The 21,059-nt window shown below is 40.1% G+C and carries 12 protein-coding genes and 3 pseudogenes; 9 read left to right on the plus strand and 6 right to left on the minus strand.

Annotated elements, in window-relative coordinates:
- Nucleotides 1–53: 53 nt before the first annotated feature.
- From V7K25_RS31450 to V7K25_RS31465, 4 genes are all read right to left on the minus strand, one after another.
- Entirely contained in the window at nucleotides 54–2,666 is a 2,613-nt protein-coding gene (locus V7K25_RS31450) for a DUF4011 domain-containing protein (RefSeq protein WP_335163832.1), read from the minus strand.
- Between the two features lie 237 nt (nucleotides 2,667–2,903).
- Complete coding sequence (locus tag V7K25_RS31455; protein ID WP_335163834.1) at nucleotides 2,904–4,193, minus strand: hybrid sensor histidine kinase/response regulator; 1,290 nt, start codon at nucleotides 4,191–4,193, stop codon at nucleotides 2,904–2,906.
- Nucleotides 4,194–4,196: 3 nt separating this feature from the next.
- Nucleotides 4,197–6,989 (minus strand): ATP-binding protein, encoded by a 2,793-nt coding sequence (locus V7K25_RS31460; RefSeq protein WP_335163836.1) that lies wholly within the window; start codon nucleotides 6,987–6,989, stop codon nucleotides 4,197–4,199.
- Between the two features lie 663 nt (nucleotides 6,990–7,652).
- On the minus strand, nucleotides 7,653–8,231 hold the full coding sequence (locus V7K25_RS31465; RefSeq protein ID WP_335163838.1) for a hypothetical protein: 579 nt from the start codon (nucleotides 8,229–8,231) through the stop codon (nucleotides 7,653–7,655).
- A gap of 1,044 nt (nucleotides 8,232–9,275) precedes the next feature.
- Here V7K25_RS31465 and V7K25_RS31470 point away from each other — a divergent pair.
- From V7K25_RS31470 to V7K25_RS31485, 4 genes are all read left to right on the plus strand, one after another.
- Nucleotides 9,276–10,235, plus strand: a complete 960-nt coding sequence (locus V7K25_RS31470; RefSeq protein ID WP_335163840.1) for an orange carotenoid protein N-terminal domain-containing protein — start codon at nucleotides 9,276–9,278, stop codon at nucleotides 10,233–10,235.
- Between the two features lie 757 nt (nucleotides 10,236–10,992).
- The gene (locus V7K25_RS31475; RefSeq protein ID WP_335163842.1) at nucleotides 10,993–11,421 is read left to right on the plus strand and encodes a hypothetical protein; all 429 of its coding nucleotides are present in this window, start codon (nucleotides 10,993–10,995) and stop codon (nucleotides 11,419–11,421) included.
- A 239-nt stretch (nucleotides 11,422–11,660) separates the two neighbouring features.
- Nucleotides 11,661–13,850 carry a sensor histidine kinase gene (locus tag V7K25_RS31480; protein WP_335163844.1) on the plus strand — a complete coding sequence of 730 codons (2,190 nt, stop codon included), beginning with the start codon at nucleotides 11,661–11,663 and terminating at the stop codon, nucleotides 13,848–13,850.
- Nucleotides 13,851–14,251: 401 nt separating this feature from the next.
- Nucleotides 14,252–14,899: a class I SAM-dependent methyltransferase gene (locus V7K25_RS31485; protein WP_335163846.1), complete on the plus strand. Its 648-nt coding sequence runs from the start codon at nucleotides 14,252–14,254 to the stop codon at nucleotides 14,897–14,899.
- A gap of 167 nt (nucleotides 14,900–15,066) precedes the next feature.
- Here V7K25_RS31485 and V7K25_RS31490 read toward each other — a convergent pair whose 3' ends face one another.
- The gene (locus tag V7K25_RS31490; protein ID WP_335163848.1) at nucleotides 15,067–15,864 is read right to left on the minus strand and encodes a dienelactone hydrolase family protein; all 798 of its coding nucleotides are present in this window, start codon (nucleotides 15,862–15,864) and stop codon (nucleotides 15,067–15,069) included.
- Between the two features lie 250 nt (nucleotides 15,865–16,114).
- Here V7K25_RS31490 and V7K25_RS31495 point away from each other — a divergent pair, with 250 nt between their 5' ends.
- The 3 genes and pseudogenes from V7K25_RS31495 to V7K25_RS31505 all read left to right on the plus strand — a co-directional run bounded on the left by V7K25_RS31495 (nucleotide 16,115) and on the right by V7K25_RS31505 (nucleotide 17,753).
- Nucleotides 16,115–16,654 carry a DUF2267 domain-containing protein gene (locus tag V7K25_RS31495; protein ID WP_335163850.1) on the plus strand — a complete coding sequence of 180 codons (540 nt, stop codon included), beginning with the start codon at nucleotides 16,115–16,117 and terminating at the stop codon, nucleotides 16,652–16,654.
- 96 nt (nucleotides 16,655–16,750) lie between these two features.
- Nucleotides 16,751–17,035, plus strand: a pseudogene (locus V7K25_RS31500) (Uma2 family endonuclease); the annotation flags it as partial.
- A gap of 94 nt (nucleotides 17,036–17,129) precedes the next feature.
- Nucleotides 17,130–17,753, plus strand: coding sequence for an REP-associated tyrosine transposase (locus V7K25_RS31505; RefSeq protein ID WP_335163852.1), 624 nt, complete (start codon nucleotides 17,130–17,132; stop codon nucleotides 17,751–17,753).
- 233 nt (nucleotides 17,754–17,986) lie between these two features.
- On the opposite strand, the pseudogene V7K25_RS31510 reads toward V7K25_RS31505, so the two are convergent.
- A pseudogene (locus V7K25_RS31510) lies at nucleotides 17,987–19,330 on the minus strand (site-specific integrase); the annotation flags it as partial.
- Between the two features lie 179 nt (nucleotides 19,331–19,509).
- Here V7K25_RS31510 and V7K25_RS31765 point away from each other — a divergent pair.
- A pseudogene (locus V7K25_RS31765) lies at nucleotides 19,510–19,683 on the plus strand (nitrogenase molybdenum-iron protein alpha chain); the annotation flags it as partial.
- 206 nt (nucleotides 19,684–19,889) lie between these two features.
- Nucleotides 19,890–21,059, plus strand: a 1,170-nt coding sequence (gene nifK, locus V7K25_RS31515) for a nitrogenase molybdenum-iron protein subunit beta (RefSeq protein WP_335163854.1), incomplete at its 3' end; no start/stop codon positions are given.

Below are 21,059 nucleotides of genomic sequence, written 5' to 3' on the forward strand. Positions count from 1 at the left end.
ATGTTGAAAGTGTCAACCAAATTCTTTCTGTTCGTTGTGCTTATCTAAATGGTTTACTTGCTATTTGAGTCTTTCTGCCAAAACTGGATGCTCCCTTCAAGTTTCTTAACTAATTGATTCAGTTCACGCCGTCCAGAGGGATAATTTACAATCTGTTGGGCTGACTCAGCAGGAAGTGAATACTTTTGTAAGCCAGTCAACCAACTTAAAGACTGTTCAATTGCTTTTAATTCTTCTTCACTAGAAACTTCCGGGTTAAATAAAGATCCAAAAATCTGGCGGGCTGGGTAATTGCTTTGATATAGCTTGTTTCGTGCGGCTTGTATTTGAACGGCTTGTGCCAAATCACGTTTTAATTCGTTGTGAGAAATCTGTCCCTCTTTAGTGCTTAGTTTCTTCAGAAACTTGATATCGCGCCTATATTGGGGATTAAAAATTCTAATCAACCAAAAACGACTATATTTTTGATATCTGTTAGCTAAAGCAGGTAATTCTGAAGAGAATAATTCAGGATTATATTTTTGTTTTAAAATTGGCTCAGTTTCTTCTAGTAACTTAATATCGCCTTTCAACTTACTGAAGGCATCCTGAGCAGTTGAAATATCCAATTCATGCCAATTTTCGGGTAACTTATCTGGAACTTTCAGTATATGTTTAAGAGCAGGAAAGCAAGCTTCTACATTTTCCAAATTTAATAAGGGTTGAATCCTCATAATCATTTGAAGCTGTTGGCTAGCTGTCTGAATCCAAGAAATTGCTTGTTTCAATTTATTGATGTTATTCTTAATTTCTAGCTCTAGAGTTTCAGAGCAGGAGTTTAAAGTACTTTGCGCCCAAATAGTTGTTTTTTGCCCTCTTAAAAATGGTAGAAATGAAGAAAGCCGAGCCAGCAAATTTTGCGCTTCTTGCGAAAGCTTATTTTTTTCAATATCTCGAACGTCTGTTTGCAGAATAGTGAAAGCATCCTGAGCAATTGCAATATCTATTCCAGTCCAGTTTTCTGGCAGATTTAATGGAGCTTTTCGTATGTAGTCGATAGCTGGATAACACTTATCTAAAGACTCTAAATTCAATAAAGGTTGAATTTGGAGAGTCTCTTGCAATTCTTGATTAATCTTTTGGACTAGAAAAATAGCTTGCTGAAATTGCTCTATTTTCTCCGTAATTTCCAATTCCATCTCATAAGAATTTAGAGAACTTTTGGCCCAAATAGTTGTTTTCTCTCCTTTAAAGAAAGGTAAAAATTGCGCCAATTGATTTAATAAATCTTTTGCTTCTTTTAATCTAATCTCATTCCATTGGCTGAAGTTGGAAAAGATGACATTAATATTGGGAATTGCTTCGCGCTCTTTTTTCAAAAGCTCACCAAATATCTCAAACGGTGATTTATCTAGAGGTTTTTCTTTAGTGTGTAAACTTGTTAGATATAATTTTAGCAATTGACGACTAGAAACAAGCCGCTCAAAAAATATATGATTATTTTCTTCACCGTAAATTTTTTTAAGATATTCAATAGTTTTCGATAAATTATTTACAAGCTCCCGCTTATCTGTTGTACCACTGTGATGGAGATTAAGACATATATGGTCTAAACCACATTCAGCCATACGCTTATAAACTACACTCAGCGCTGTTTCTTTTTCTGCAACTAATAAAACTGATTTGCCATCCCCAATCAGTTCTGCAATCATATTTACAATAGTTTGACTTTTGCCTGTTCCTGGTGGCCCTTGAACAACAAAGCTAGAACCAGCTTTTGCTGCTTCAATTACGACTTGCTGGCTAGAGTCAGCATCAAGAATTTGAAATATTCGCTCAGGTTTAACTTGTGAATCTAGAGCAGATGCAGGTAGGGGTTCTCTATCGTTAGACTTATAAGTAGTTAAATCGCCACTAATAGCTTGCAGAATTGGGTGATCAAAAATTAGAGCTTCATTTTCGATAATGTCCCGAACCATTGCAGCCTTTGCATAAGAAAATAGCGAGATAAATACATTCTCTTTAATTTGCCATGTTTTTTGTGCTAACAGTTGACGAATCTGGGTAATTAATTCATTGTAAGTTTTTCCTTGTACTGCTTCTCCCTCTGGAAGCTCAATCCCAAAAGTTTGCTTTAACTTTTGTGTCAGAGTTGGATTTAATACAACATCTTCATCTAATAGAGATATTTTATAAACATCTCGTCTAGGTTCTTTAATTAATTCTACAGGTACTAAAATTAGTGGTGAGAACAGAGCATCATCTGGCTTATCTTTGTCATACCAAGTCAAAGTTCCAAAGGCGAGAAATAGGCTGTTTACCCCTCTTTCTTCAAATGAGCGTCGCGCCTCAAGACGCAATTTATTTATCCGCTTTAGTTGCTCATCTCCTCTTTGACGAGTAATTAATTCGAGAAGATTTTTTTCTCCTGATAATGCTTTAGGTTTTTTCTGCTGAGTAATATCTTGAGGTTCGCTATCAATCATTAGAAAAGGAAGCGATTTTTTCTCTTCTGTTAGCTTTGTAAAGATAAAATCTGGTTCTTCTGTCAGAATTTCTAAAGTTCGAGGACTATCTTGCCGAAACTTGATGAGAGGATTTCGTCGTCCCAAGTCAGCCAGGCCAGCTTTCCACTTTGCAATTTTTTGAGCAAGGTTTTGTTGAGAGTCTGAAGCTGACTGTTGCATACTCACTTTTATCGTAAATAAACTTACTGTTATTATACTGGCTTTTTCGTGTGTGAGTATTTACCCCGATCGCTACGGATTCATCCGAATCAAGTCTGTCAAAATACTATCCAAGCTGCCCTTAAGTTGAATTCGATCAATCTTGTCTGCAATCCGCTCCAAATTTAGCATAAAGGGATTGGGTATGGAAAAAAGGACAAAGGGAAAGACTCGTTGCAAGTTCTCACTCAAGTCCCCTCATCCCTCTTTAACTGGAAGTGTAATCACAAACTCAGTCCCCTCACCTAAAGTTGAATTGACAGCGATCGCTCCACCATGTTTTTCGACTACAATCTGATGAGCGATCGCTAATCCTAATCCTGTTCCCTTACCAACGGCTTTTGTAGTATACAAATGCTCAAAAATTTTCTGTTTGATATCATCTCTCATGCCGATGCCGTTGTCTTGAACGCGGATGTTGACTAATTGGCTATCATTTGACAGTTCAGTTTTCACTGTAATCCAGTTTGGCTTCACTTTAATATCTGTGAAACTCCGTTCTATATTCGAGTCTTCTAAAGCATCGATCGCATTCGCCAGAATGTTCATGAATACCTGATTAAGTTGTCCCGGAAAGCATTCGATTTGAGGTAAATTAGCGTAGTCCTTGACAATTTCGATCTCTGGACGGTCATCATTGGCTTTCAAGCGGTGTTTGAGAATCATAAGTGTACTATCGATACCCTCATGAATGTTAAATAGTACTTTGTAGTCTCGATCGGCTCTGGAAAAGGTACGTAAACTCGTGCTGATGTGGCAGATGCGTTGAACTCCGAGTTTCATTGAATCAATTAACTTAGGCAAATCTTCTCGTAGATATTCCAAATCAATGTCTGCAATGTCTGGTTCAAGATCGGGCATCTTATTTTGATAAAAGTCAATTAACCTAAACAAGTCGTTAATGTAATCAATTGCAGGCTGTAAATTCCCAGCAATAAAGCCAACAGGGTTGTTGATCTCGTGAGCAATGCCAGCCACAAGATTACCCAACGCAGACATCTTTTCATGCTGCACTAACTGGAGTTGAGTTTCTTTGAGATGATGCAAGGTTTGGGAAAGTTCAGTAGTTCGTTGTTCAACTTGTTGTTCTAGAGTTTGAGTAAAACGTTGTACTGTGAGTTGGGTTTGAATGCGAATCAACATTTCCTCAACTTGGAACGGTTTGGTAATGTAGTCTGCGCCGCCTACCTGAAATGCTTTTACCTTGTCGATCACATCATCAAGCGCACTGAGAAAAATCACAGGAATGGCACGAGTGTTATCAAAGGTTTTGAGTTGGCGACATACTTCATAGCCATCAAGATCGGGCATATTGATATCTAATAAAATCATGTCTGGAGGTTCTGCCTGAGCCGATCGCAACGCCATCGTACCATTTGTAGCTTTACGTACTACGTAACCATGCTCTACTAACACCTTAGATACTAAGCGGAGATTGTCTGGCAGATCGTCAACTACAAGGATTTCAGTTTTGGATAGAGTTTTCATATATTAAGAAATAGATTGGCTAAGTTCGATCAGTGTGTCAAACTCAAAGTTATCGACTAAATGTTTGAGGGCTTGTACTGTCGCCGAGTTTTGGTTGGGAATTTTTTGGATTAGTTCCATTAGTCGTTGATCCCGTCCGACGGTGGCAGCAGCGTGAAATTCACTCAGCCATTCACTAGACATATTATTGAGATCGGATGGTTGCAATTTAGCCGTGGGCAAATGCGCTTGTGGCTGATTTTGAGTTTCCTCATATACGTATAGCACTCCAATGTGCTTTGCCATCGCGTCGAAAATTTCGTAGTCTCGAAACGGCTTTCGCATAAAGTCATCACAACCAACTGCCAAAAATGCGGCGCGTTCTTCTTCCAAACTGCTAGCAGTCAAGGCGATAATTTTTGGGCTGTTGCCGTTGGCTTGAACTTTGATGTATTCTGTGGCCTCAACGCCATTTAGCACTGGCATTCGCATATCCATCCAAATCAAGTGGGGTTGCCATTGTTGCCAAATGTCGATCGCTTCTTGACCATTTTCGGCTTCTTTGACTTCAAAGCCCAAGGGACTGAGCAACTTGACTAGAATCTGGCGATTGATATCTTTATCATCCACAACTAAGATGCGGTAACTGGGTTGATTGGATTCCAAAGCAATAATCTGTCGTTTGAACCACACGGTTTCGTCATCAGCCGCCTCACCAGCCGTCACCTGAATCTTGAATTTAACAAGCGTACCATACCCTACTTGAGAACTGACATTCATCTCGCCACCCATAAGTTGCACAAAATTGCGGCTGATGGGTAATCCTAATCCTGTTCCTTCTTGGGCGTTTTTGCCGCTTTGGGTTTGAGCAAAGGCTTCAAATAACTTATCAAGTTCATCAGCAGCAATGCCGGGGCCAGAATCTTCTACCTCAAAATATAGAGTGTGGCTGGGTGATGTCTCAGAGGAAGCAATCGCCTTGACTCTCAACGATACACCACCCTCATCGGTAAATTTAATTGCATTACTAATTAAGTTAATTAACACTTGGCGCAGTTTTAATTCATCAGTTTCTACATAGCGCGGCACATTTGCTAGATATTCAAATAAAAGTTGTAATCTTTTCTCTTCGACTTTGAGGCGAAACATATCTTCTAAATCACTCAACAAGCGATATAAATCAAAATGCTTGAGATTGAGTGTAGTTTTGCCTGCTTCAATTTTGGACAAATCCAGGATGTTGTTGATTAGCGTCAACAGATGTTCGCCACTGCGAGTGATGATGCTGACATTTTTTTGGTGTTCAGTGGACAGAGTTTTGCTGCGAGTCATTAGTTGGGCGAACCCTAATATGGCGTTGAGGGGGGTACGGAGTTCGTGACTCATGTTGGCAATGAAAGAACTTTTAGCCTGATTTGCCACTTCTGCTTTCTCTTTAGAGTGTTCTAGCTGTTGATTGGATTCAGCTAATGCGGCAGTGCGATCGCTAACTCGCTGTTCCAGTGTCTCGAATGATTCTTTGAGTTGTCCTGCCATCTGGTTAAAGGAGATGGCTAACTCTCCTAGTTCATCGGTGCGATTAAGTTCAACTGTTTGGTTCCAATTTCCTTTGGCAATGTCTTTGGCGGCTTGATTGAGGCGGAGGATGGGTTGAGTCACCCAACGAGCCGTAATAATTCCAAACACTGTGGCAATGAACAAAGCAGCTAAACTTAGTAAAATTGTGGTGCGGGTGTTGGCATTGATTTGTTTCATAAAATCTGATTCGGGAATCACCACGACTACCAACCAATCCAGACCAAATTGATCGCGCCACGGAGTCACTTGTACAAATTGACGTTCACTTTGTGTCAGCAAAGAAGAATTGCCACCGACATTAAAATTAAGTTCTTGTACATTCTTAATTTGTCCAAAACTAACAAATTTACGCTGCAAATGTTGGGCAGTTGCTTGAATTAGCGGATCGGGATCTTCTAAAATATTCAGGCGTTGCTTATCTTTACCAGTTGCTTTGAGAATCGGCTGTTTTACTGAGTGAGCAATTAACATTCCATCCCGCTCAATAATGAAAATTTTTCCAGAGGGACTGACTTTCAAATCTTGAAGGAAGTCACCAATCTGAGACAGCGTGAGATCGGCTGCCATCATGCCGATGAAGTTTTGGTTGCGATCGTAAACTGGATGACCAAATACAAGAGCAACATATCCATCAATTTCTTGCAAAACTTTCACAGGCGACCAATTGGGTTTACGCAATTGTGAGGTTCGCACGAATGGTGGATAAGTTAGCGGATTAAAGTCATAAGAACCAATTTTCTGAGTTCGGTTTCCTTGATTATCCATTTTATAAACAACGTTTTTTCCCTTCGTTCGAGGGGAAACTTCATCGACTGTAATCCCTTCACCCGGCAACCATCGTCCAACTCCTAAATAATTGCTATTAGTTTGGGTAAAGTGCATATAGCTGATTTTTTGATGCAATTTCACTTTCTGCCAAAATTGATAGCTAACCAAATCTAAATCTTGTCGGTTAAGTAACCCTGACTCAACTAGTTCAGCATTGCTGCGGGCAATTTCATAAGAACTTGCTAAGTAAGTATCTAAATGTTGATCGACTCGTAAGCTGGCTTCTCGAATCAACTGATGAGCTAGGTGATTCACTGCCTGCTGACTGTTGCGGAATGATAGATAACCGACTAATCCCACAGCAGCAAAGATTTGCAGCACAAAAGGAATCACTAGAATGGTGCGGAGCGTTGGCGCAGCCCGCCGTAGGCATCGCCGCTGCTTGTGAGGTATATGATTAGCAAGAGGCATAAAACAAACTCCAATCAACACTTTGTATTTGTAGTTGCAGGGCGATAATCAGAAAATCCCCAACTTTCAGATGAAAATGTGACAGATGTCTCCTTTAGAGTACCCAGACTAAGCAGGAAACTCACAGAAATTACTTAAGCTTAGTGGCGCAGAGAACACAGGGTTAAAGTAATTGTTATGTTGAGGCGATCGCTATATATTTAGTCTCAGAAAATCTCAGTGAAAATAGTTTTTTATTTAAAAATGACAACCTAAAAAATGTATTATCTAGTAGCGTGGCAAGATAAATATTGAATCTGACTTATTAAATCGCTGGATTTAGATCCCCGACTTCTTCAAGAAGTCGGGGATCTGAGCAGCAACTTAATTATTCAATAGCCTGAATTGTTTGAATAATTTCTAAATCAGACGCTGGAGCATTATTATCAATTACTTGAACCCCCTTATAACTAACCTGAGCAGCAATTTTAACTTCTCTCCTAAAAGGAGAGAAGCTTTGACTTTTCCCCCCTCCCGCGACGAGTTGGGGGTTAGGGGGTTAGGTCTATTTGCATACCTGTACCTGACCGGATTGAAAATGGCTATAGTAGCTTTGAAAACGTACCTCACCAAGTCGGGAATCGCTATATTTGCCAAAGAAGCTTGAGCAATCATTCTTGGACTTCAATCTGGGAAAGCCAAACCAGTCATCGGGTCACGAATATACAACCCTAGCGTGAGACTACGAATCGCTTCATCCCAAACGGGTATTAATTGTTCTGCTTGATTTACCCAATAATCGAATGTAATCAAGCACTGAATATTCGACCCCAAAGCAATGCAAGTCCGCGAAAAAGCTTCCCGTGGTTCTTCTTGAGTGTCAATGAACTTCATCTCTGTCCAGACAATTTTGGCGGTTTGGCGCTTGACGGTAATAATTTCTCCCTTAGCAATGATGTTGCGGCTGTCGTTTTCCAGGACTTTCTTCAAGGTAGATTTTAGCGGAAACTGGCTCCAATCATTAGGTGGCAGAGGATTGAAAGATACTTCCAAACAGCAATCATCGTTGGGGGGTTTTTTATCGAGGAACTTGAAGGATTTTTCTTGTGGCTCAAAAATCCAATCCTGGGGTACATTGAAGCGAACAGCCCCGCGATTCGCAACAAATATTTTATAGCCTGATGGAGATTCCCAATGATGGTCAGGCTTTAGTTCAAGGGTTTCTTTAATCCACTGGAGATTGCTTTTTTTACGCTTTGCCATAGTGTTTTTGCCAATCTGTTGAAGGTTTGGGTAACCCCCAAGAAGCGGAGGATTTAAGTCAGGATATTTTTTTAACTAGTAAGCGATCGCTAAGAACCTATGTGGCAATTTTAACGGTAAAACTTAATCTTATGATTAAATTTTCAGCTTTCAGTATAAAAATCTTAGCAGCAGTGTTCATGGTTATGGAAGCGATAAGCTAATCGTCATTCATTTTTCCAGACTGATTCGGGCGGGCGAGACGCCCACCCCACAATAAATAGTTGTATATTTTTTTATTTGGAAGTCCCTTAGTGCTAGTAAATACTATTGTATATAACCTTTTCTATACCTCAACAGAGGATTTACGGTTATTAAGATGGGAATGGCGATGTTCCGCTTGCGTTTGGATATTTGGAATGTTTGAGATCATAGGTGCGTTACGACAACGCACCCTAATTGAGAGGTGCGATCATATTTGAAGCTAAAATAATGAACTCATGTTATGCAAAAAGATTGAGCCAGAACTATCACCTAACTAAAGGGCGATCGCAAAAAATTTGTAACTTGCATTTTACTAATAAATGAACCGAAGGTTTGCATTAGACAGACTTCACTTTATTTGGCCCAGCCTATGGCTAAACATAAATCTATTGCAACACATACAGTAATTAAAAAAACTAATTTAAGCAATTACCAAATTCTATTTTTATTGCCAAAAAGCTCAAGAGCTAGATATATTTATTTAAAAAGATAGATGCTATACAGTTAAGTATCCTCCTTTGGAGGGATCTATTTTTTAAAATTACTTTTATTAGACTATAAATTGAAAATAAATAGTAGATATACATTTCATTCAATGATATTCATCAGATAAATCTCTTATAAATCTTAGCCTTTTGTTAATGTTTACCAGTTATGATGCCAGAGTAGTGAATAATAATTCGGATTTAAATATCTAGGGATAATTGTGTTATCCAGGAAAAATGCCCTAGATTTATCCCTTAAACTGCAAAATGTAGCCGAAAGCAACTACTGAATAGATAAATCCTTGAGGTAACAAGCATGAGTTATACTATCGAATCTGCACGGAATATTTTTTCTAGCACTCAAGTGGCAGATGCTGTTCCAGCCACTACAGCAATGTTTGCTCAACTCAACATTGACGATCAATTGGCATTTCTCTGGTATGCCTACGCTGAACTAGGTCGTACAATTACTCCAGCTGCTCCCGGAAAAGCAAATCTCCAATTAATGGAAGGTATATTCAACGATATTAAGCAGATGTCTCATGAACAACAAACGCAGTTAATGAGAGATTTAGCGAGTAATGCTGATACTCCCATCAGCCGTTCTTATGCATACTTTGGAGTCAATGCCAAATTGGGATTTTGGTGGCAGTTAGGAGAGTGGATGAAACAGGGTATTGTCGCTCCTATGCCAGCTGGCTATCAAATGTCAACCCAAGTTAAAGCAGTGCTAGAAGCTGTTCAGAGAATCGATCAGAGTCAGCAAATTACTGTACTACGCAATACTGTAGTAAATATGGGATTTGATCCGTCTCTGGCTGATAATAAACAGGGAGAAGTCATAAACTTTAAGTTCCAGCGTGCATCTCTAAGTCCCCAATTTACTATTGAGGGAGTTACAGAACCAACGGTGCTGAAATACATTGAAGCCATGAATGCAGATAACTTTGAAGCTGCTGTTGCTTTATTTGCTAATAATGGTGCGCTGCAACCACCTTTCCAAAAACCAATTGTTGGCCGAGAAGCAATCACTGCCTACCTAAGAGATGAAGGACAAGGGTTAGTGATGAAGCCAACCAAAGGCGTTTCGGAAACTATAGAAGATGGTTATACCCAGCATAAGGTTACTGGTACCGTCGAAACTCCTTGGTTTGGAGGTAATGTTGGGATGAACATTGCTTGGCGATTTTTACTCGATCCTCAAGGTCAAATTTACTTCGTTGCTATTGACTTACTTGCTTCTCCCAAAGAACTACTTAACCTAACTCGCAAGTAAAATTTCTTTGTTTTTATACAAAAGTAATTGCGCTTGTCTAAGATGATGTTTTAAAAAGGTGTTTTGCTATCATAGTTAGCAAAGCATTGTATCTTAATACATAGCTAAAACCTTAACTTAGCATTGTACTTAACCCAGAGAGAATTGCAAAATTATAACTTTCGGGAGTTTTAAAACATCCTATAAGCGCCATGATGCTCATCAAATGAAATTTCAATCCATGCTCGGTTCACCTAGAACCGAGCTTTAGTCAAATGTAGGCAAACTAGTGTAAATTGGCTGTTCACTCAAATCAAAGTTATATTTTAAGCAGGTAGAAAACAATATTTAAAATAGTAAAATATCAATCAAATTTTAAGTTTGGATAGTTTCAACTAGTTTACATCTATTTATTTAGATGCAAACTTAAACTTGTAAAAGTAAAATCTACAGCTATAAATCATTCAGTTTATTGCCTAAAACCTGATACCCAGATATATTTAAGCGTTATGCTTTGCGATCGCACTACCATTACAACGATCAAAACTAGCCATTGCAGCTTAAAAATATAGATAAAGTCAAATTTAGTTAGCAAAAGCAGCTTTTACTTTCTCAAACCCCAGTTTGCTTTCTCATTTAAGTAGTTCGCGCAATCTGCTGTAATTATTCCTATGTAGCAAAAACTATTGCAGATTTGCTGGAATTCTCTCAGGCTGATCTATACGGAAGCGCTTTAAGGTAAAGAATATTAACCGTACTGTATTCCAAGGTGTAGATCATGGCTCGTAGAAAAAGAACTTCCGTAGTGTTAGAAAGAGCAGTGCGCCGTGCCGCTAGCATAAACTCAATTGATCCAAGTTTAGATTTAGGCAATGGACTTACCTTACCTGCCTTCTCAACCCTGATCGAGACGATGCGATCTAAAGAAAATGCTTACAACAGTGCCCTTTCCAGCTTGGATAAGTTGTATCGTGAAATGCTGGACACAGAAGATAAGTTGGGAGATATGACAGAACACATGTTAATGGCTGTTGGGACTCGATATGGCAAAAGCAGTGTAGAGTATGGCATGGCGGGAGGAGTTCCTAAAAGCCAGCGTCGTAAAGGACTGCGAGGCCAGTCGCCAACTTCTAACGCCGCGGAGCAACCGTCATTTGTTGCCAGCCTGGAAGGCAAGAATGGAAAGACAACGGTAGCGACAAATTAAGATGTGCCGTAGTACTCAAAATTTTGTCAAACCTAAATAATTGCGTAGGCGCAGCCCGTCGTAGACATCGCTGTTTTATCAAAATATTTACCCGTAAGTAGTCGCGCAACATAACGCACCCTACAGTTTGACAAAAAAACGCACCCTACAGTTTGACAAAAAATTTAAACAAAGGTGAGTATGTGAGTATCTTGGGAACTATAGAAGGAAATAAGATAAGTATTAACTTCTAGTTTCCAATGAAAACTCCCTATTTTAGCAAAGGTAAAGGGTTCCCATTACAGATTGTTCTTGTCGTTCCTTTCCTTATCCAAATTTTTGGAGCGGTTAGTTTAGTGGGTTATTTGTCTTTTAAAAATGGACAAAGAGCAGTTAACGACTTGGCAGAGCAGTTGATGGATCGTACTAGCGAGGTAGTGGATGAACATTTGAAGTCTCATCTTTCCATTCCGCAAACGCTTAATCAGATCAATGCAGATGCTATCCATAGGGGAATATTAGATGTGCGCGATCGCCAAACCCTTGGCAAGTATTTCTGGGATCAGATCCGCGTGTATGACGTTACTTATATTGGCATCGGACTAACTACGGGTGAGGGATTGGGTGCTGCTCGTTATGATGGCAAGACAATTACCATTGATGATTGGACTGCCAAGCCTCCAAACAATACTTACACCTACGCTACCGATAATCAAGGTAATCGAACTCAGGTCAATGCTCGGTGGGATTGGCAAAATTCTAGTGAATCTTGGTATACTCAACCCATTGCCGCAGGTAAACCTATTTGGGCAAAGATTGTAACTGGAAATTATCCCACGGGCCCCTACATTGTCGCCTCTGCCAGTCGTCCCATCTATGATTCGCAAAATCGCTTGCTGGGAATGATTGCTACAGATATTCATCTGTTAAAACTCAGCGATTTTTTACGTAGTTTAGATGTTAGTAAGTCTGGACAAGTATTCCTCTTAGAGCGCGATGGCACATTAATTGCCAGTTCTAGTACAGAGAAACCCTTTACCCTCGTTAATCGAAAAGTGCAGAGATTGCAGGCGATTAACAGCCACAATCCAATGATACAGAACATTGCCAAACACCTCCAAACCTTCAACGGGTTTAAGTCCATCGCCAAAGACACAGATTTTAAGCTTGAGGTGGATGGAAAACAGAATTTTGTCGATGTTGCACCTTGGCGTGACAAGTATGGCTTAGATTGGCTAGTAGTTGTAAGTGTGCCAGAAAACACATTCATGGCGCAAATTAACGCCAACACGCAAACCACGATCGCCCTTTGTTTTGGCGCATTGGCTATTGCCTCAGTGATGGGTGTGTTCACCTCTCATTGGATTGTACGCCCGATTCTGCGCTTGAATTGGGCAAGTGAAGCAATGGCATCCGGCAATTTAGATCAGACAGTAGAAACTAGCAGCATTCAAGAACTTAATACTTTGTCTAACTCTTTTAACCACATGGCAGGGCAACTGCACGAATCGTTTACTGCCCTAGAGAAAAGCAAGGAAGAACTAGAAGATCGGGTAGAAGAGCGCACCACTGAACTCAAAAATGCATTAGGAGAATTGCAGCGCACTCAATCTCAAGTGATTCAAAGTGAAAAGATGTCTAGTCTCGGACAACTAGTTGCTGGAGTCGCCCATGAAATTAATAACCCAGTCAACTTTATTCATGCCAACCTTGACCATGTAGAGGAATATACTCAGGATTTATTAACACTTGTGCAGTTGTATCAGCAGTATAATTCTCACCCTGCTTCGGAAATTCAAATTGCTGTTGAAGATATGGATCTAGAGTTTTTGCAAGAAGACTTGCCGAAAATTTTGTCTTCCATGAAAGTCGGTACCGAGCGCATTTGCCAAATTGTACTATCGCTACGAAACTTCTCCCGCATGGACGAAGCAGAATTCAAAAGGGTCGATATTCATGAAGGCATCGATAGCACCCTGATGATTTTGCAAAACCGTCTCAAAGCTAAACCAGAGCAACCTGAAATTGAGGTCATTACAGAGTATGGCAATGTACCCTTAATAGAATGCTATGCCGGACAACTCAACCAGGTATTTATGAATATTTTAGTCAATGCAATTGATGCATTAGAAGAAAGCAATATCAAGCGTACTGATCAGGATATGGAGAAAAATCCCAGTCGAATTAGGATTCGCACATCAGTAGTTAATTCAATGTGGTTAGAAGTAGCGATCGCTGATAATGGAGTTGGTATCTCTAAAGAATTTCAGCAACGAATATTCGATCCCTTTTTCACCACCAAACCCGTAGGCAAAGGAACCGGCATGGGTATGTCTATCAGCTATCAAATTGTCACAGAAAAACATAACGGTAAACTGGAGTGTTTCTCAACTCCTGGAAAAGGAACCGAGTTTATCATTCAAATTCCTCTGCGGCTCACGAATGGTTGAACTATGAATTATGGCTTAGGCTTGGGGGAACAGGAAGATGTAGAGAGTTTTGGATTATACAGCAGATTTGAAGTTGAGGAGGGGTGTACTTCATTGACTTGTAAAGTGTTGTAAGTAACAATACCTTTGCTAATTTCCGAAGCTTGAACAATGATTTGCCGTTTAGGGGGAATCACTCTGCATGATCGTAACACTGCCATTGGTGCGATCGCTATTTTTGATAATACACCAACCGCTCTTGTCACTTCGCTGCTATAGATATTGTTCGGTCAAAGGATAACGGAGAATATATCTATTATGAAGTTTTTTTATTGGTAAGAGAATATACAAATTTTGGGCGCTAACAGATTATACAGTTGAACAGATAGTTAAAGTCAGTAGTTCTGTTTGTTAAAAAATTAATGCAAATACATCAGGTGATTGAAACCTACGATCAGGGATCGGTGGATTATGACGCAATTATGAAGCGTTACTGGCACATCGAGCGCGAACCCTTAATTGCTTCCTTGCAGCTAAAGCCAGGACAAACTGCCCTGGATGCTGCGGTAGGAACTGGTCTTAATCTTCCAGCCTATCCTGAAGATGTACATGTCGTCGGTATCGATCTCTCTGAGAAGATGATGGATGAAGCACGTAAAAAAAGCGTATCCGCAGACATTACCTTCAAGGTATCGGATCTCTGCAATCTTGATTTTCCTGATAATACTTTTGATGCAGCAGCATCGGGATTTACCCTTTGTGTCGTTAGCGATCCAGTCTGTGCCCTTGCAGAGATCCTGCGAGTTACTAAGCCTGGTGCCTTGATTGCTATTCTCGATTACTGTAAATCACAAGATCCAGAGATTCAGAAATGGCAAGAATTAATATCTGATAGTAGTTCACAGCTAGGCTTCCCGACTGGCAAAATCAAGTGGGATGCATTGATGGATTATGACGAATTGATTTATAACAGCAAGCTTCCCATTGAAGTGCTTGTGGACGATCGCATAGAAAGTCCAAACCCGTTTTTATGTGGTTGTCAATTGCTGCTGAAAAACTCAAAAGCTTAAAGCCAACAGTATCGTACTCTTATAATTTTGTTTTGTAGTGAGGACTAAAATCCTCACTACGAGACGCTACGCTGTAAGCACAGCTATGCCTAAAAGGCTTTACAAAATCAGGACTGAAGTCCCGACTACCAACATTTTAAAAGAAGATTGATTAGCTTGTAACCATATCACAAGTTGTTTTGAAACAGTTCTAGAACATGCTGCCAAGCATCAGGAGCAGCTTCAGGGTTGTAACTTGGGTGCTGCTGTAAAAATGGGTACTTATCTTTGAAAAATCCGGCAAAGAATCCATGTCCTGCATCGTATCGGAATATACGATGATTTATTTGATGTTTCTTTAATTCTGCCTCAATTTGCTCGTTTTCTTCCTGGGAAACTAATGTATCCCTTGTACCAAAAAATGCATAGATAGTACCTTTAATTTCTGAAGTACGATTAATGGTTGGAGTCTCTTCACCATAACTAGAAGTAGTAATCCCACCACCATAGAACGAAGCTGTTGCTTTGATATCGGATAAAGTTGCAGCTATATAAGCAACATGACCGCCAAAACAGAAACCAATGACACCAATTGCATTATTTTTGACATTGGGTAAAGTTTTTAGGTAAGTAATGGTAGCTTGAATATCGCTAAATATCTCTTGATATTTTACCTGTTGATAATATTGCAAACCAAGTTGATAGGCTTCTGGGCTATAGCCAACATCTTCAGGACTAAAGTCAGCCTCAAAACCAGGAGCAATACGTTGATACATGGCTGGAGCGATCGCTATATATCCTTGTTTAGCAATTAGTTCAGTAATATCTCGAATATTACTGTTTATTCCAAAGATTTCTGGAAAAACTATAATCGCGCCAAAGGTCCCGTTTTGTGCTGGTTGAGCTAAGTAAGCATCGATTTCTAAGTCATCGTTGGGTACTTTGACATAAGAGGTGTTAATTTCGATGTTTTTTGTTTCTAGCATCTTTGTTTCGGCTCATTTTATACCAACTCATTTATTTTGACTGGTTTTCGACACAGACGGGCACAAACATCAGAAGTATTGCTCTTCTCACCTCAACCATGACTTTACAGCTATGAGCAGATCAGATGAATTTCTAACTTTTGAATAGATACTATCTCAAACTTCTGGAAGATCCCAAGGGTTTTTGATTTGTGCGACCTTACATAAAGTAAGCATAAAGACTCAAAATTAATAACCAGAAGAAAAAACAATGCCAGATCAAAGTTTTAGAACAAACATTCCAGAAGTTGACCCAACAGAGATTGAAGATACTCGAACTGCGATCGCAGACGAACATCGCTCGTTCCTAGAAAAAGTCCAGGTCAAAGCCGGGTTTGCAGATCCCTATGATGCAAGAGACTTTACCGAAGTTGTGTTTCGCGTCATGCGCGACTTAATGACCACAGAAGCCAGCGATCGTGTCGAGGCAGAACTGCATACAGAGGCTATACCTACAGATGAAAAAGCACTCCAGTTTGAAGTGTCTGATCTCTGGAAAGACACCAATCCCATTGTGGGATTTTTAAGCCGGGTTCGTCCACCTTGGCAAGGCCCCGGTATCTTCAAGATCGATTCCGATCGCTTCCTGTTCAGAGTTGCTAATGAAGGCGGAAAGCCGGGAACAGTAGACCGAGAGCAAGCGGTTAAAGCAGTGTTTTCTGCTACCAAAGATGAACTTTCCGAAGAACGAATTCAGGAAATTGCTAGCTGGCTACCTGACTATGTACGTCAGCTTTGGGAACAGGCTTAATTAGAAGTATAAAAAAGTCAAGTCTGTTTGCGATCGCTACTCGCAAACAGACTTTCTATAATCTTTATAATAGATTATTAATTTCCAACCATTAGCGATCGCTCAGATGAAGTCTTGAATCCCATTTTGATTGTTGAAGTCCTATCTCCTTCCACCGCAGATTACGATCGACAAAATAAATTTCGGATCTATCGAGTAATTCCAAGTTTTAGCGAATATTTATTAGTCGAGCAAGATGAACCCTTTGTGGAACGCTACAGTAAACAAGCTGAAGGTTGGTTGCTCAGTGATTTTAGCAGCTTAGAGGTATCTATTTCTTTGGATTCAGTTGCGATCGCATTATCAATGGCAGAAATTTATCGCGGCGTTGTTTTTGAGTAAAGTAACTCTGGCTTTTTGCGACAACGCACCCTAAATTAGGGATGCGATCGCATTACGACTGTGGACACAAATTAAATACAAGTATGGGTAGGGTGTGTTGTCGCGCAGCGCAACGCACCACATCAATCATGGGCATCCTAAATACAAACGCCATTCCCTCATGCCCATGCCCAATTACCGTAGACCTCATATTTCTGGTGGCACCTATTTCATTACCCAAGTTAGCTACCAACGACAACCCTGGCTTTGCTCTGATATCGGGCGTACTGCTCTCCGTACCGCCCTGAATCATGTCCGCAAGAATTACCCTTTTTCCATTGATGCCTTTGTTCTCTTACCAGATCACTTTCACAGTCTATGGACTCTGCCTGAAAGAGATAGCAATATATCGATGCGAATGCTTTTAATCAAACGCTTTGTGACCAAATACTATGGGCATCAGCTAGGACTTGATGTCGGTATTTCGCGTTCACGAGAAAAGCGAAAAGAAGGAAATCTATGGCAACGCCGTTTCTGGGAACATTTAATTCGAGATGATGTTGATTTTGCTAATCATTGTGACTACATACACTATAATTCAGTGCGGCATCAGCTTTGTGAATTCCCGCAGCAATGGACTTTTTCGAGTATTCATCGTTTTATTGGGCAAAAGATTTACCCGTTAGATTGGGGTAGTGATGGTCAGGTTCAGCTTTCGTCGGATATTTGGGATGTTTGATATATGACGGTGCGTTGCGCTTTGCGACAACGCACCCTACAGATATTGGGTTTTTAAGAAAACGATGCGATCGCTTGTTGCTCGTCGTCATAAACCTCAAAGACTGTAATTAATTGGGTTATGGTCATCTCATAGTATTTTAAGATACAATCAAGAGGATAAAAAATATGTTTTTTCAAAGTAGTGTGTATTGTCACGCAGTGCAACGTACCACATCAATTTCTTTAGCAAATTTAACTACGTTTATAAACCATTTCCATTCTCAACTTTTCAACCTCCAATCTCAACTTGTCATTCTCCATCCTCAACTTAGCATTCTCCTCTCTAATCAACTCAACTTCATTCCTCTTACTCAAAGCTTGATTAATCGCTAACTTCCGCATATCTAGCGAAAACCAACGCTGATAAGTTTGGGTATGAACTTGCACACTATGCCCCAAATTATCCGCCGCCGCTTTAATTGGTATCCCTAAAATATGCGCTCGAATTGCCCAAGTGTGGCGTAAATCATAAGGTTTAAAATCCAATCCTATTTTGCGAAACCACCAACTAACTCGCTGTGTTAACGCCGTTATCTCAGCATGATTAGTGTTATCCTTTTTTGCGATCGCACCCCTCAACATCTCTAAATATTTAGGATTTCTCAAATCAAAATCCTCAATCCATTGTCTATATAATGGTAATGCTTCTCTCTCACCAGTCTTACAATCTTTATGGACTTTCCATGTAAAATCTGTATTTTCTGCACTCAACCACCAATCAATATCAGGATTAATAAAAAGTTCCCGTGGACGTAAACCAAAAACTGCTAACATTCCATAAGTCCACCGCCAAAGTTGCCAGCTATTTTGAACATTTTGATTAACTTGATTACCTCTGTTATTTTGATAATCTTCAAACTTGATAATTCCCTCAGATATTTCTGTATCGGTCGGTATATTCCGGGAATTATTCTCAGGCATTTTGGAATATTTAGATAAATCGATTTCGATTTTAAATGTCATGCAAAATGCTGCGATCGCTCTAGCTGCATTATACTTAGCCCATTCTTTATCAATTTGTTCAATTGAACTTATCAGATTTTCAGCAGTTGCCAAATCTTTAGGATTGGTAAATCGCTTTGTGCGGGAAAAGTAATAAAAAAAAGTATGTTCGCTTTTAGTTGTACGCTTGTGAGTTTTAAAATACTCTTCTTCAAATTTTTCGAGTAATTCTCCTATGGTTTTAAATTCTTTTTTAATTGCCTCATTTCCTAAATATTTATCATTCCATTCAAAAGTTTTACGAGCGATTAACTTTCCCAACTCATAAGCTTCTTCCTCAGCCGTCTTGAGTCCATCCAAGTTAGAGGGAATATTCAAGCTGAGATTGTATTGCTTTCTCCCAGTACCGTTGCTGTCTTTGTCTCCCGGTTTAATTGGTAACGTAGCCCGTAATTGCAGACTTCCATTCGATTCTCTAATTGTTACCTTTGCCTTTGCAGATTTTAAACGCAGATTAACTTTCTCTAATTCCAATAGTACTTTCGTTCTCATGTGTTCTTTTTGCTGCTGTGCTTGCAGAGAATGAGCAAAAAAACAGGCAATTTTTTAATCGCCTTGGCTCAGGACAACATTTAGATGATGCGTGAGTCCTGAAGCTAGTTATGCTGTGTTTTTAGCCTATATTTAGCCTAAAAATAAATGTGTTCTCAGCGAACAATGCTTATCGCTGACACTGTTTACTGCAAACATTAGGCTGTTGAAAAGAATTAAACCACAAAAAGGATTACTCCGGCCCTTATCACGGTTATGACGGCTTTGCCATCTTCGCTCGTGATATGGACTTGGCACTCAACAGCCCAACCTGGGGATTAATTGGCGCTCCTTGGAATGAAAAAGCTCAGGCTAAGAAGGCTGAAGCTAAGGCTAAGGCTAAGGCTGCCGTTTAGGGAAATGGGAGAGTGAGATAAGTAAGGATAACCTGGGGCTAAAACCCCAGGGGGGAGTTGGGAATACAAAATTCAAAATTGAAAGATTAAAAATTTATTTTGATTTTTGCATTTTGAATTTTGAGTCATATTCCCACCTCCCACTCCCGCCTCAAATCCTCATTCCTCAATCAGTAAAAGAATTCAGTAACCTTGGAGATCCAGAAATGCCTCAGAATCCAGAAAAAATTCAAGATCACGTCGAGTTATTCCACCAACCTGAGTACCAACAGCTATTTGAAAACAAAAAGCAGTTTGAAAACGGTCACGAAGCCGAAGAAGTACAACGGGTTGCAGAGTGGACAAAAGGTTGGGATTATCGGGAAAAGAACTTCGCTCGTGAAGCTTTAACCGTTAACCCTGCTAAAGGCTGCCAACCACTAGGAGCAATCTTTGCTGCTGTTGGTTTTGAAGGTACTCTACCTTTCGTTCAAGGTTCTCAAGGTTGCGTTGCTTACTTCCGCACCCACTTAACCCGTCACTACAAAGAACCATTCTCTGGTGTATCTTCTTCAATGACTGAAGATGCAGCCGTGTTTGGTGGTCTGCAAAACATGATTGACGGGTTGGCGAACTCTTACCAACTCTACAAGCCCAAGATGATCGCTGTCTGCACCACCTGTATGGCAGAAGTAATTGGTGATGACTTGCAGTCTTTCATCAACAACGCCAAGGAAGCTGGTTCAGTTCCTCAAGATTTCCCAGTACCCTACGCTCATACCCCTAGCTTTGTCGGTTCCCACATCACTGGTTACGACAACATGATGAAGGGAATTCTTTCTAACCTGACAGCAGGTCATAAGAAAGAAACCAGCAATGGTAAAATCAACTTCATCCCAGGTTTTGACACCTACGTAGGCAACAACCGCGAAATCAAGCGGATTGCTTCCTTGTTTGGCTTTGACTACACCATTCTAGCTGACAACAGCGACTACCTGGATTCACCCAACACAGGTGAGTTCGATATGTACCCAGGTGGTACAAAGCTAGAAGATGCAGAAGATTCAATTAATGCGAAAGCTACAATTGCTCTGCAATCACACTCTACCCTCAAAACCCGCGAGTACATCGAAAAAGAGTGGAAGCAACCAACCTCAGTTATCCGTCCTTGGGGTATTAAGGGTACTGATGAGTTGTTGATGAAACTCAGCGAATTGAGTGGTATACCCATTCCCGAAGAATTGGAAATTGAACGCGGTCGGGCAGTTGATGCCATGACTGACTCCCACTCATGGATTCACGGCAAGCGCTTCGCTATCTACGGCGAACCAGATTTAGTATACAGCGTAGTTGGCTTTATGCTAGAAATGGGTGCTGAACCTGTGCATATCTTGGTT

The sequence above is a fragment of the Nostoc sp. genome (assembly GCF_036919495.1).
Classification (GTDB): Bacteria; Cyanobacteriota; Cyanobacteriia; order Cyanobacteriales; family Nostocaceae; genus Nostoc.

Bases quoted from the DNA above. Each gene is read 5' to 3' on its own strand.
- V7K25_RS31485 (WP_335163846.1), top strand. From the start codon at position 14,252: ATGCAAATACATCAGGTGATTGAAACCTACGATCAGGGATCGGTGGAT.
- V7K25_RS31490 (WP_335163848.1), bottom strand. From the start codon at position 15,864: ATGCTAGAAACAAAAAACATCGAAATTAACACCTCTTATGTCAAAGTA.
- V7K25_RS31460 (WP_335163836.1), bottom strand. From the start codon at position 6,989: ATGCCTCTTGCTAATCATATACCTCACAAGCAGCGGCGATGCCTACGG.
- V7K25_RS31475 (WP_335163842.1), top strand. From the start codon at position 10,993: ATGGCTCGTAGAAAAAGAACTTCCGTAGTGTTAGAAAGAGCAGTGCGC.
- V7K25_RS31480 (WP_335163844.1), top strand. From the start codon at position 11,661: ATGAAAACTCCCTATTTTAGCAAAGGTAAAGGGTTCCCATTACAGATT.
- V7K25_RS31470 (WP_335163840.1), top strand. From the start codon at position 9,276: ATGAGTTATACTATCGAATCTGCACGGAATATTTTTTCTAGCACTCAA.
- V7K25_RS31450 (WP_335163832.1), bottom strand. From the start codon at position 2,666: ATGCAACAGTCAGCTTCAGACTCTCAACAAAACCTTGCTCAAAAAATT.
- V7K25_RS31495 (WP_335163850.1), top strand. From the start codon at position 16,115: ATGCCAGATCAAAGTTTTAGAACAAACATTCCAGAAGTTGACCCAACA.
- V7K25_RS31465 (WP_335163838.1), bottom strand. From the start codon at position 8,231: ATGGCAAAGCGTAAAAAAAGCAATCTCCAGTGGATTAAAGAAACCCTT.
- V7K25_RS31455 (WP_335163834.1), bottom strand. From the start codon at position 4,193: ATGAAAACTCTATCCAAAACTGAAATCCTTGTAGTTGACGATCTGCCA.